Below are 12683 nucleotides of genomic sequence, written 5' to 3'. Positions count from 1 at the left end.
ATTTTTTCGTTTGAAAGGTGAAGTGATTATGAAAAATTACGATGTCCTGATAATCGGTGGCGGTATAGGCGGTCTTATGTGTGCCTATCGCCTTTTGGAGCGCAAACCAAATCTTAAAATAGCAATACTTGAAAAGGGTAAAGCAATTACCCAAAGAAATTGTCCCATCGTAACAAAAGCTGTTGAACGTTGTATAAACTGCAAATCATGCTCTATTATGGAGGGCATGGCAGGAGCAGGAGCTTTCAGCGACGGCAAGTATATTATTTCAACTGAATACGGTGGATGGCTTACCGATTTCATGGAGCCTGATAAGGTTATAGATTATGTAGAACAGGCAGACGCAATACTCGTGTCGTTCGGCGCCACTACCGAGCGTTACATGCCAAGCGAAAAGCTTCGTACCAAATGTCTGCAATATGACCTGCATATGAGCAGAGCAATGGTTAAGCATTTGGGTACAGATTCCAATTTCCAGACGATGAAGAAACTTATCGAATCACTTCAGGACAGATGCGATATAATCACCGAATGCGAAGCACGTGAAATAGATAAGGACACCCATAAAGTTACAGCTTTTAAAGGCGGCAATATGGAAGAATTTACGGCGGAACATATAATTTTTGCCGTGGGTAGAGTTGGAAGCGGTTTTCTTGCGGAATGGTGTCGTAAAAACGATATTGAGCTTAACAATAACCAGGTCGATATCGGTGTGCGCGTTGAGCTTCCTGCATGCATATGGGAAGATTTTTCGTCTCAGGTCTACGAGCCGAAGATTTGGTACCGAAGCAAGCAGTATGGTGATGTAACAAGAACCTTCTGCTTCAACGAGCGAGGTAATGTTGTTACCGAAAATACAGGCGGCATACTGTCAGTAAACGGCCATTCCTTCCGCGACCCTAAGCTTAAAACCGAAAACTCAAACTTTGCACTTCTTTCAACAATGCGTTTTACCAAGCCTTTCCGTGAGCCTATTGCGTATGCAAAACATGTTGCCGGTCTTGCTAATCTTATAAGTGGTGGAAGTGTGCTGGTTCAGCGACTGGGGGATCTTGAAATAGGACGCAGAACCGAAGAAAAGCGACTTGCTCAATCTACTACACGTCCTACTCTCAATGCTGTTGCTGGTGATTTGAGTCTGTGTCTGCCCAAACGTCAGCTTGATAATATCATCGAGACTTTACATGCTCTTGATAAAATTGCACCCGGAACCGCAAATTACGATACACTGCTTTATGGTGTTGAGTGTAAATACTATTCCGCACGTCCGCAGACAGAGGACTTTGTTCTCAGCGGATGCAAGAACATTTATGCGCTGGGTGACGGTGCAGGTATAACACGTTCTTTGGCGCAAGCGGCTGCAAACGGATTATATATCGGCGATAAAATCACTTCGGGTAAGTGATATATCGGAACATTAAGTAATTACCATTGTCTAAGTTTATTATTTGATAACAGAATCGGGGAGTGTAAAGTGAAGCCTGAACTTAAAGCGTATATTAACGAAAAAATAGAACAAGTGAATAACTATCTCAAAACGTATAACATAGAATTCTTTGCACCGCAAGATCTTTTTGATGCAGCTGTTTCATATCCAATGAGCGGTGGCAAAAGACTTCGTCCTGTTGTGGCAATGCTTTGCGCGGGTATATTTGGCGGAAAGGAAGCTGAAACTACTGCGCTGCCGGTAGCCTGCGGAGCGGAACTGTTTCATAATTGGACACTTATCCACGATGACATAATTGATAACGACGATTTTCGCCGCGGTCAGCCTACGGCTCATAAGAGAATATCCGCCGACAGCTTAAAATACGGAATGCCGCAAGATATTACAGATGAGTACGGACGAGATATTGCCATTTTGGCAGGAGATCGCCTGCACGCGTTAAGTATTTGCATGATGAGCGAGCTTCGCAAGAACAGCAATGTCGATCCCCGCGTTGCACTGGAAATCATTTCAATGGCTGAAAATGAATATGTGGGCGAGCTTATTACAGGCGAAGCACAGGATGTCTGCAACGGTATGATGTATGACACTTCTTATGAAGCGCTTGAACACTTTTCTTCCAACGAAGATGAAATTATTTCTATGATGCGCGGTAAAACAGGTATTTTATACGCATTCTGTTGTGTTGCGGGCGGTATGATAGGTCTTAACACATATGATGCGGAAACACCTGTTCTGAGAGCTTTAAAGAAATTCGCGATAGATTGCGGAATTGCTTTTCAGCTTCAGGATGATATACTTGGCATAGTTTCTGATGAAAAGACACTGGGTAAACCTGTCGGTTCGGATATTCGCGAGGGCAAAAAGACCACGATTCTCACCGAAACATTCCGCAATTCCGATGAGTGCGAACGTGCCCTGATTGCTCGCACTGTCGGAAATAAAAACGCTACAAAACAGGATGTTGAGGCTATAAAATCTTTGTTTTATAAAAAAGGCGGTATTAAATACACGGAGGAACTTGCCCAAAAGTATATCAGAACTGCTCTTGAAAGCTTGAAGCTTGTGCCTGACAACGAGTATAAGGAACTGCTTGTTCAGTGGGCAGATTATATGACCAGCCGTAAATATTGAGGCGGAAGGAAAACAATGAAAAAAACTCTATTTTTTGCATTTCTGCTGTTTTTACTTTGCGTTACATGCCTTGCAGAGGGGATAGATGAACTTGAGATTAATTCCAAAGCAGTTTACATGGTGAATTTGAATAACTCTCAGGTTATGCTCTCAAAAAATGCTGAACTTGAGATGGAGCCCGCATCACTGACAAAGATTATGACAACCCTGATTGTGCTCGAAAACTGCAAGGATATTGAAAATGAAAGAATATATATTTCCGACGCTTCATTATTCAACGAAATTCGCCGGGAAGGCGGCTCAAATATTTCTCTCAAGCAGGGCGAAACACTTACCGTTAAGGATCTTTTGTACGCAACCATGCTTCCTTCAGCCTGCGATGCGGCAGAATTGTTGGCTTATCATTTTGGCGATGGTGACATTGATTGCTTTGTCGACAAAATGAATGCCAGGGCACAAATGATTGGTGCTGCCGATACGCATTTTGAAAATGCACACGGACTTAGTGCAAACGGACACACTACTACTGCGTATGACATGTATCTGATAGCGGCAGAAGCATTAAAGAATGAAACGTTTAGAGAAATAATATCTTCCGCTGCGTACACGATTCCTGCAACCGAGGTAAGCGCCCAGCGAAACATCAAATACAGTGTGGAACTTGTCAACAAAAGCAGCTCCAACTATTACAGATATGCCTCCGGAATTAAGACCGGTTTTACGGACCAGGCGGGAAGGTGTCTTATAACAATGGCGACGAAAGACGATGCATCATATCTTATCGTTCTCATGGGAGCTAATCTTGATGGTGTTTCAAGCCCGATAAAAACATTTCCCGATGCAACAACACTTTTTGAATATGTTTTCAATGCATATTCATTAGTACATTTGGCAAACAGCAATGAGGTTATAGCGCATACCGAACTGGTATTCAGTGAAGATAATAGAAAGACACTTGATATTCTTGCAGAAATGGATATGGAACTGCTTCTTCCTCATGGCGTTTCACCAGATATGCTGCAACGTGATTATAAATTTTACGACAATCCGGAGCTCCCGATTTTAAAGAATGACAAAGTCGGAACTGTTACTTATTCGTACGATGGCAAAGAAATCGCATCCTTCGGACTGCTGAGCGGAACCGACATATATGATACGCTGCCTGAAAACGGAAATATTGTGTTTTATCCCGCAAAAGGTATTAATCGTATTTCGGTGTATAAGATGTTGCTTATTGCCGGTGTGGTATTGTGTATAATCGGCATTGTATCTCTCCTGAGACCAAAGAAAAGCAAAAGAGCCGTCAGGCGTTTACCGCCGGCTCGGAAAAGGAACATCAACAGATGAAGTTGTCAAATCCGACTGAAATAAAAGCCTTGCTTGAAAGACACGGCTTTGAATTTCAGAAAAAATTCGGTCAGAATTTTCTTATAAATGAAGCAATTCCACAAAAAATAGCCAATGCATCTTTACCCTATGATGCCTCCGAGTGTGCCTGCCTTGAAATAGGGCCGGGAATAGGTGTAATGACAGTAGAACTTTCAAAACTCTACAAAAAGGTCTGTGCGGTAGAAATAGATAAAAATCTGCTGCCTTTGTTGGATGAAACGCTTGACGGAGTCGATAATGTTGAAATAATTAATTCCGATGTCTTGAAGCTTGATATTGCTTCTGTGGCAAAAGAAAGATTTGGAAACATGCCCTGTGTTGTATGCGCAAATTTGCCGTATTATATAACTACTCCGGTTTTGATGCATCTTCTCGAATCGCGGTTTCCGTTCGATAATATAACGGTTATGGTTCAAAAAGAGGTTGCTGACAGAATATGCTCTCCGGCAGGCAGTGATGGTTATGGCGCTATTACTGCTGCAATATCCTATTATGCCAAGCCTAAGAAACTGTTTAATGTCGCTGCGGGAAACTTTATTCCGCGCCCCGATGTCACCTCTGCTGTTTTGCGTCTTGACTTGCATAAAACACCGCCTGTATGTGTTGAAGATGAAGAAATGCTGTTCAAGGTTATACGAGGTGCTTTCGCGAGAAGACGTAAAACACTTCTCAACTCAATGCCCGGTGAATTCCCCGAGCTTTCTAAGGAAAAACTGCAACATGCTTTTTACATGTGCGGTTTGAAGGGAAGCGAGCGCGGTGAGACGCTTGACTTGGATACCTTTGCCAATATTGCAAACGCTATCTGTAAAATTTAAACCTGCTAAGTAAAATTGCAGTAAAACCACTTGTTAAAATTAATTAAATATGTTATACTAAGTGTGTGTGGAGTCCATACACACTTTTTACATATTCATAAGAGAGGTATAAAATTTGGACGTATTTCAGGTATTAAATGCTTTCAGCGGTCTTGCGTTGTTGCTTTTTGGTATGGAGGTAATGGGAAGCGGACTTGAGAAGGTTGCGGGCGGTAAGATGCAGCGTATATTGGAAAAGCTTACCGGAAGCCGTTTCAAGGGATTGCTTTTAGGTACGTTTGTTACGGCAATAATTCAGAGTTCAAGTGCCACCACCGTCATGGTTGTAGGTTTTGTAAACTCGGGTATAATGAAGCTTACACAGGCTGTGGGCGTTATCATGGGTGCCAATATCGGTACTACTATGACTTCTTGGATTTTTTCGCTTGCAGGAATAAAAGGCGGCGGAAATGTATTTTTGAATTTGCTTAAACCTTCTTCATTTGCCCCCGTTTTTGCCGTTATAGGCGTGGTACTTTATGTTTTCTGCAAGAAATCCGAAAGCAAGAAGAATGTCGGACAGATCATGATAGGTTTTGCCGTTCTTATGATAGGTATGAACACCATGTCCGATGCGACAAGCTCACTCTCGGAGATACCTGCGTTCCGTGATATCATGGCCGCTCTTTCGTATAATCCAATTCTCGGACTTCTTGCGGGTTGGGGAATAACAGCTGTTATTCAGTCCTCTTCGGCATCTGTCGGTATCCTACAAGCACTTTCGGCTACTGGACTTATCAGTTTTTCTGCCGCTATTCCGATAATTTTGGGACAGAATATCGGTACTTGCGTTACTGCCATGCTTGCCAGTGCAGGCGCAAACAGAAACGCAAAGAGAACTGCAATGATTCATTTGTATTTTAATGTTATCGGTACAGGATTGTTTTTACTCCTTTTTTACGGTGTATATGCCATATTCCCTCATGTTATGCCGTTTTACCACGATACAATCAACACAACCCAGATTGCGGTTGTTCACACACTGTTTAATGTGCTTTCAACACTTATTTTGTTCCCGTTTGGCAATCTGCTTGTAAAGCTTGCTACACTTACTCTTTCTGATACTAAGAGTAAAGCGGATGAAGTTTATGAGCTTCTTGATGACCGTTTTTTGAACATGCCCTCTGTCGCTCTTGAACAGTGCAAGAAAACTCTTATCGCCATGGCGGAAATGGGTTGCGAAAACATCAAAAAAGCAATCGGACTTCTTAATTCCCACAATGCGGATGAATATCGCAAAATATATGAAATGGAAGATTTGGCCGACGGGATAGAGGACAAGCTCAACACATATCTTTTAAAGCTTACCGATCGCGATCTTACAGCTATGGAAAGTAAACAGGTTTCAAAGCTGCTTCATTCGGTTTCCGACTTTGAACGTATTTGCGACCATTCTATAAATATAGCTGACCTTTCTGTAAGAGTTAAGGAAAAGGAAATCGTGTTCTCCGAGGGCGCGCTTAAAGAAATTAAGGTTTTGCGTGATTCCATGAATGAAATACTTGATTTGACTTACGATGTATTTACACGTGACGATTACATTATGGCGGAAAATGTAGAGCCCCTTGAAGAAACTATCGACCAGATGACCGATTATCTGAGAGAAAATCATATTTCACGTCTAAAATCCGGATTGTGTACAATTGAATCTGGAGTGGTATTCCTTGACCTTCTCAATAACATTGAGAGAGTTGCGGATCATTGCTCGAACATTGCGGTTTATGTTATTGAGCTGAAGAATTCCAGACTTGACGCCCACGGATACCTCAAAGAGGTTAAGAGCGAGGGATCTGAGGACTATCGACAGATGCTTGAATTTTATAAGAATAAGTATATTGCGGAACTTGATTAAAAAAATGTAAAAAGCGTGTGATAAAAACCACACGCTTTTTTATGTTAATAAATTTATGTAGATTTATGCGCGTAACTGTGTTATAATACTGTGGAATAGAGGTGTTATGATGAACGCTGAAAAAATACTTATGCAGATTAATTCAAACCCTGTGATAGCCGCTGTGCGGAGTTGCGAAGAACTTGAACGTGCTGTCGCTTCGCCTGTCAAAATTATATTCCTGCTCAATTCTGAAATATCGAAAATCGGTGAATATATTGAGCTTTGTCACTTGAATAAAAAGATTATACTTGTTCATTTTGATCTCGTTTCAGGATTGGGAAATGACGAGGAAGCTGTGCGGTTTCTGTGCTCTTTTAATCCGGACGGAATTATTTCGACCAAGAATAATATATTGAAAATTGCTTCGGAACAAGGCGTATTTACCGTTCAGAGATTTTTTATTGTAGACAGCCGTTCCTGCGACACCATGCGACGTGCTTTGAATGTATACAGGCCCAACATGGTTGAAATCATGCCGGGAGTTATTTTCAAGGAAATTGAAAGAATTATTTCCGACGGTGTGGAAAACGTTATCTGCGGCGGAATGATTGACGATAAGCAGACCGTCATAAAATTGCTTTCTGTCGGTGCAGTAGGTGTTTCTACATCACACAGTGATTTGTGGACAATATAATGTTTATTTATGCAAATAAACTTATTTTAATGCAAATTTATGCATAAATATGTATTGACAAAAATGTATTTTTGTGATATAATATCCCTTGTTAATATAAATATTAAAGGAGAACCACACTATGGAAAACAAAATCAAAAAAATCGTTCTTGCATATTCCGGCGGTCTTGACACTTCTATCATTATTCCCTGGCTGAAGGAAAACTATGAGGGCTGCGAGGTTATAGCTGTTGCCGCTAACGTAGGTCAGGCTGATGAACTTGACGGCCTGGAAGAAAAGGCTATCAAGACAGGTGCCTCCAAAATCTATATTGAAGACCTTACCAAGGAATTTATCGAAGAGTATATTTATCCCACCGTTAAGGCGGGCGCAAAGTATGAAAATCAATATCTTCTCGGTACTTCATTTGCACGTCCTGTTATAGCTAAAAGAATTGTTGAAATTGCAAAAGCTGAGGGTGCTGATGCTATCTGTCATGGTTGCACAGGTAAAGGTAACGACCAGGTAAGATTTGAACTCACCATCAAGGCTTTTGCTCCTAATATGAAGATAATCGCTCCCTGGCGCGAATGGAGCATTAAGAGCCGTGATGAAGAAATCGATTACGCTATAGCTCACAATGTTCCTCTTAAGATTAATCGTGAAACCAACTATTCCAAAGATAAGAACATTTGGCATCTGTCTCACGAGGGTCTCGATCTGGAGGATCCCGCAAATGAACCTATGTTTGATAAAATTCTCGAAATGGGTGTGTCTCCCGAGAAAGCTCCCGATAAGGCAGAGTATATAACTCTTAGCTTTGAAAAGGGTATTCCAGTTGCACTCAACGGTGAAAAAATTGGCTCTGTCGAGCTTCTCAAAAAGTTGAATGAATACGGCGGAAGAAACGGTATTGGTATTCTTGATATGGTTGAAAACCGTCTTGTAGGCATGAAATCTCGCGGTGTTTACGAAACTCCCGGCGGAACCATTCTGTATGCCGCTCACGATGCTCTTGAAACTCTCACTATCGACCGCGATACAATGCACACCAAGCAGATGCTCTCCGGCAAATTTGCTGACCTTGTTTACTTTGGTCAGTGGTTTACACCTCTGCGCGAAGCTCTTTCAGCATTTGTTGATAAGACTCAGGAGGATGTTACCGGCGATGTAAAACTTAAGCTTTACAAGGGTAATATTATTATTGCATCTCTCACTTCTCCCAATTCTCTCTATGACGAAGATATTGCCACTTTTGATGAGGATGAAGTATATGACCAGAAGGATGCTAACGGATTTATCAATCTTTTCGGTCTTCCTATCCGCGTAAAAGCGCTCAGAGACGAGAAAAACAAGAAATAATAAGAGGTACACTGTTTTATGAAAATGTGGCAGGGACGCTTTAAAAAAGAAGCGGACAGCTCGGTCAACGATTTTAACAGCTCCATTTCCTTCGATTCGCGAATGTACCGCGAGGATTTGCAGGGCAGCATGGCGCATGCTGAAATGCTTGGCAAATGCGGTATTATTGAAAAAAGTGAAGCTGACGCGATTATAGCAGAGCTTAAGAACATCCTTTCTGATATTGAAAATGGAAAGCTTATGTTTTCCTCCGATGCAGAGGATATACATATGTTTGTTGAGCAGGTGCTCACGGAACGTATAGGCGACACAGGCAAGCGTCTTCATACAGCGCGCAGCAGAAACGACCAGGTTGCACTTGATATCAGAATGTATATTAAAAACCGTATTGCGGATATAAGCGGCTCAGTCGTGAATTTGCTGGAGATTATATACAATAAAGCATGCGAAAATACAGACACCGTCATGCCCGGTTATACCCATCTTCAGCGTGCTCAGCCTATCACATTTGCACATCATCTCTGTGCGTATGCATTTATGTTTATGCGCGATATGGAGAGAATTTGGCAGACATATGACCGCTGTAATGTTATGCCTCTTGGCTCGGGAGCAATTGCGGGAACCACATATCCTATCGACAGAGAATTTGTTGCCAAAAAGCTTGGATTTGACGGCGTTACACTCAATAGCATTGATGGTGTCTCTGACCGTGACTTTGTTCTTGAGCTTTCCGGTAATCTTACACTTCTTATGATGCACCTCAGCCGATTCTCCGAGGAAATGATTCTTTGGTGCTCGAGTGAATTTGCGTTTGTGGAATTGGATGATGCTTTTTCTACCGGTTCTTCCATAATGCCTCAGAAAAAGAACCCGGATATCGCTGAGCTTGTAAGAGGAAAAACCGGTCGTATTTACGGTAATAATACGACTTTGCTTACCATGATGAAGTCTTTGCCGCTCGCTTACAACAAAGATATGCAGGAAGACAAGGAAGCAATTTTCGATTCGATTGACAACGTTTTGATGTGCGTCGATATGTTCGCGAAGATGCTTGATACAGCACAAGTCCGCAAGGATAATATGCGTCGTGCTGCGGGAAAGGGATTTATCAATGCCACCGATTGTGCAGATTATTTGGTGAAAAAAGGCTTACCGTTCCGTACGGCGTACAAAATTGTCGGACAGTTGGTTGCATACTGCATTGACAATGACAAAACTCTGGAAACCCTTACATTGGATGAGTATAACATTGCTTCCGATGTTTTCGCACAAGATGTGTATGATGCTATTAATCTTGAAAACTGTGTTTCCGGACGAGATATCATTGGCGGTCCCGGTAAAACATCTACCGAAAATCAGCTTTCTTCCATAAAGGCATCCATCGATAAATACAAACAGAATATCTGAAACAAATATTAAAAGAGCTGATACACCATATGGTGTATCAGCTCTTTTGAATTGTCTGTAATATTTATTATTCTCTGTCTTCCAGTGCTATATAATTCTTGGCTTTAGAAATGGACTTGTAAGCAGGACGGATAATTCTTCCACCCGTGGTTATTTCTTCCATACGGTGAGCGCACCAACCTGCAACACGTGCAATGGCAAAAAGTGGTGTGTAGAGCTCAGCAGGTATTCCCAGCATTCTGTAAACCATACCGGAATATAAGTCCACATTCGCGCATATATTTTTTGTAGAGTTACCTTTGAATTCCATGAAGGCTTGAGGAGTAAGCTTTTCAACTAACTCGATAAGATGGAATTCATCTTCAAATCCGCGTTCAATGGCAAGCTTTGAAGCATATTTCTTGAGTGTGACGGCACGAGGGTCGCTGTAAGTATAAATGGCATGACCCATTCCGTATATTTTTCCGCTTTTATCTCCTGCTTCACCTTTAAGAATTTTTATCAGATAATTATAAACCTCTTCTTCATCAGCCCAGTTTGAAACATTAGCTTTAATATCATCAAACATCTTCTCAACCTTGATATTGGCACCGCCATGCAATGAACCCTTGAGAGAGTTGACAGCACCGCTGATAGCAGAATATGTATCTGTACCGGCTGATGAAAGTACACGGCAAGTAAAAGCGGAGTTGTTACCGCCACCGTGTTCTGCGTGAAGAACAAGGCAAAGGTCAAGAAGCTTTGCTTCCTCATCCGTAAAGGAACTGTCCGGACGAACAATTCTTAAAAAGTTCTCAGCAGTAGATAGCCCGGGCAGGGGATAGTGCAGAGTCAAACTTTCATTTAAAAACGCATGTCTTGCAACTGAATATGCCTGAGCGGCAATAACAGGCATTTGTGCCATTATCTGAATACTTTGACGCATAACATTCTCGAAAGAACAGTCATCCGGATTTTCGTCATAAGCATAAAGTGAAAGAATGCTGGAAGAAATTTTATTCATTATATTCTGCGTTGGAACACGCATTATAACGTCCTCGGAAAAATGAGCAGGAAGCTGTCTGTTTTCGTTGAGAATGGTGTTAAATACCTTAAGCTGCTCTTTTGTAGGGAGTTCACCGAAGAAAAGAATATAAGAACATTCCTCGTAACCAAATCTGTTTTCACGAACATATGCATCTACAAGATCTTCGACACTGTGTCCGCGGTAGTAAAGCTTTCCTTCAATGGGTTCAACCTCGCCCTCATTGAGCAGATAACCGTGAACCAGCGCAATTTTTGTAATGCCCGCAACAACACCCGTACCGTCGATGTTTCTGAGACCTCTTTTTACATTAGTCGTCTGAAAAGAAGCGGGGGGAATTGAGTAATGGTCGCGTGCTGTGGCAATTATATCTTTAAGCTCATTCGCGGAAAATTCATCATGAGTAATTTCGTTTATTAATTTTTGCATACTTATACTCCTCGTCATGTTTATTAATAGTTATATTATAGTATAAAATGTATATTTTTGCAAGATACAAATTGTAAAAATTCAAAAATAATATTTTGGATGTTAAGTGTAATATGAACAAAAAAATTCTGTTTTTAATATTTTGCTTTATTTTTATATGGAATACAGTGCTGTTGCTGTTCAAAGACAGTGTGAAAGTTGAAAAGAGTTTTGAGATTCTTGCAAAAAGTACACCGGATACAGAAATGAATGGTGTGGCAGAGCTAATTGCAGTTTATAACCATACAAACGGTGTGGTAGAGGATATTCCACTTGAAGAATACATAGCTCGCGTGCTTTCTGCAGAAATGCCTGTTTCATACGGTCTTGAGGCCTTAAAAGCGCAAGCCGTAGCGGCACGCACTTATACGCTCTATTGTATGAATAAAAATCGCGAAAATATACACAGTGCAGACGTTTGCACAGATTACAAACACTGCCAGGCGTATAAATCTTCAGATGAATTTTCAGAACAATTTAACAAATCGCAAATAGATCTGATTTACAGAGCCGTTGAGGAAACGAAAGGCGAAATACTTACTTTTGAAAATCGCCCGATAAACGCCGTATATCACGCCTCTTCAGACTGTTACACAGAGGACGCGGAGCAAGTGTGGGGGAGTGAGGTGCCTTATTTGCTGTCAGTCTCTTCTCCTAACGAAAACGGTATGCCGGGTTTTTACAGTAAAATTTCGCTCTCGTTTGATGGTTTTATAGAAAAACTGGAATATGCCGGATATGAGTGCCATTTCCCAACCGGGAATATTAATTTGCATAGAAACGACAGCGGAAGAGTAAAGTATATTGTTGTTGAGCAAATTGGAGGTAATAATGTAACAGTACCCGGAACAGAGGTTCGCAAGATTTTTTCGCTTCGATCTTGTACATTTGATGTTACAATTGATGAAAATAACGTTGTGTTTGATGTGAGCGGGTACGGGCACGGTGTAGGAATGAGCCAGTATGGTGCAAAGATAATGGCGGAGTCGGGAATTGCTTATAGTGATATACTTAAACACTATTACAGCGGATGTGAAATTGTTAATATGGATACCATCGTAAATATTTGATATTTGCGTATATTTTC

Annotated in this window: 10 protein-coding genes; 9 read left to right on the top strand and 1 reads right to left on the bottom strand. The window is 41.3% G+C overall.

Translation table 11 applies throughout. The features are described from left to right. Nucleotides 1–28: 28 nt before the first annotated feature. The 8 genes from E7588_02310 (at nt 29) to argH (ending at nt 10104) form a co-directional block, all read left to right on the top strand. Nucleotides 29–1405 (top strand): FAD-dependent oxidoreductase, encoded by a 1377-nt coding sequence (locus tag E7588_02310; protein MBE6688093.1) that lies wholly within the window; start codon nt 29–31, stop codon nt 1403–1405. A gap of 69 nt (nt 1406–1474) precedes the next feature. Continuing rightward, entirely contained in the window at nt 1475–2581 is a 1107-nt protein-coding gene (locus E7588_02305) for a polyprenyl synthetase family protein (protein MBE6688092.1), read from the top strand. Nucleotides 2582–2596: 15 nt separating this feature from the next. Further along, nucleotides 2597–3928, top strand: coding sequence for a D-alanyl-D-alanine carboxypeptidase (locus tag E7588_02300; protein MBE6688091.1), 1332 nt, complete (start codon nt 2597–2599; stop codon nt 3926–3928). Next, complete coding sequence (gene rsmA / locus E7588_02295) at nt 3925–4788, top strand: 16S rRNA (adenine(1518)-N(6)/adenine(1519)-N(6))-dimethyltransferase RsmA (protein ID MBE6688090.1); 864 nt, start codon at nt 3925–3927, stop codon at nt 4786–4788. Before E7588_02300 ends, rsmA begins: the two co-directional genes overlap by 4 nt. Nucleotides 4789–4903: 115 nt before the next feature. Continuing rightward, on the top strand, nt 4904–6679 hold the full coding sequence (locus tag E7588_02290; protein ID MBE6688089.1) for a Na/Pi cotransporter family protein: 1776 nt from the start codon (nt 4904–4906) through the stop codon (nt 6677–6679). A gap of 106 nt (nt 6680–6785) precedes the next feature. Then, nucleotides 6786–7355 (top strand): glycerol-3-phosphate responsive antiterminator, encoded by a 570-nt coding sequence (locus tag E7588_02285; GenBank protein MBE6688088.1) that lies wholly within the window; start codon nt 6786–6788, stop codon nt 7353–7355. A gap of 121 nt (nt 7356–7476) precedes the next feature. Then, entirely contained in the window at nt 7477–8697 is a 1221-nt protein-coding gene (locus E7588_02280) for an argininosuccinate synthase (GenBank protein ID MBE6688087.1), read from the top strand. Nucleotides 8698–8715: 18 nt separating this feature from the next. Beyond that, nucleotides 8716–10104: an argininosuccinate lyase gene (gene argH, locus E7588_02275; GenBank protein MBE6688086.1), complete on the top strand. Its 1389-nt coding sequence runs from the start codon at nt 8716–8718 to the stop codon at nt 10102–10104. Between the two features lie 67 nt (nt 10105–10171). On the opposite strand, the gene E7588_02270 is transcribed toward argH, so the two are convergent. Next, nucleotides 10172–11557, bottom strand: a complete 1386-nt coding sequence (locus E7588_02270) for a citrate synthase (GenBank protein MBE6688085.1) — start codon at nt 11555–11557, stop codon at nt 10172–10174. Nucleotides 11558–11670: 113 nt separating this feature from the next. On the opposite strand from E7588_02270, the gene spoIID reads away from it, so the two are divergent. After that, on the top strand, nt 11671–12666 hold the full coding sequence (spoIID, locus tag E7588_02265; protein ID MBE6688084.1) for a stage II sporulation protein D: 996 nt from the start codon (nt 11671–11673) through the stop codon (nt 12664–12666). Nucleotides 12667–12683: the final 17 nt, after the last annotated feature.

Source organism: Oscillospiraceae bacterium (genome assembly GCA_015065085.1).
GTDB lineage: Bacteria > Bacillota > Clostridia > Oscillospirales > SIG627 > SIG627.
The sequence above is the reverse complement of the archived record's forward strand: the minus strand, read 5'-3'. Positions and strand labels throughout refer to the sequence as shown.

Bases quoted from the DNA above. Each gene is read 5' to 3' on its own strand.
- E7588_02310 (MBE6688093.1), top strand. From the start codon at position 29: ATGAAAAATTACGATGTCCTGATAATCGGTGGCGGTATAGGCGGTCTT.
- E7588_02300 (MBE6688091.1), top strand. From the start codon at position 2,597: ATGAAAAAAACTCTATTTTTTGCATTTCTGCTGTTTTTACTTTGCGTT.
- rsmA (MBE6688090.1), top strand. From the start codon at position 3,925: ATGAAGTTGTCAAATCCGACTGAAATAAAAGCCTTGCTTGAAAGACAC.
- E7588_02285 (MBE6688088.1), top strand. From the start codon at position 6,786: ATGATGAACGCTGAAAAAATACTTATGCAGATTAATTCAAACCCTGTG.
- E7588_02280 (MBE6688087.1), top strand. From the start codon at position 7,477: ATGGAAAACAAAATCAAAAAAATCGTTCTTGCATATTCCGGCGGTCTT.
- argH (MBE6688086.1), top strand. From the start codon at position 8,716: ATGAAAATGTGGCAGGGACGCTTTAAAAAAGAAGCGGACAGCTCGGTC.
- E7588_02270 (MBE6688085.1), bottom strand. From the start codon at position 11,557: ATGCAAAAATTAATAAACGAAATTACTCATGATGAATTTTCCGCGAAT.
- spoIID (MBE6688084.1), top strand. From the start codon at position 11,671: ATGAACAAAAAAATTCTGTTTTTAATATTTTGCTTTATTTTTATATGG.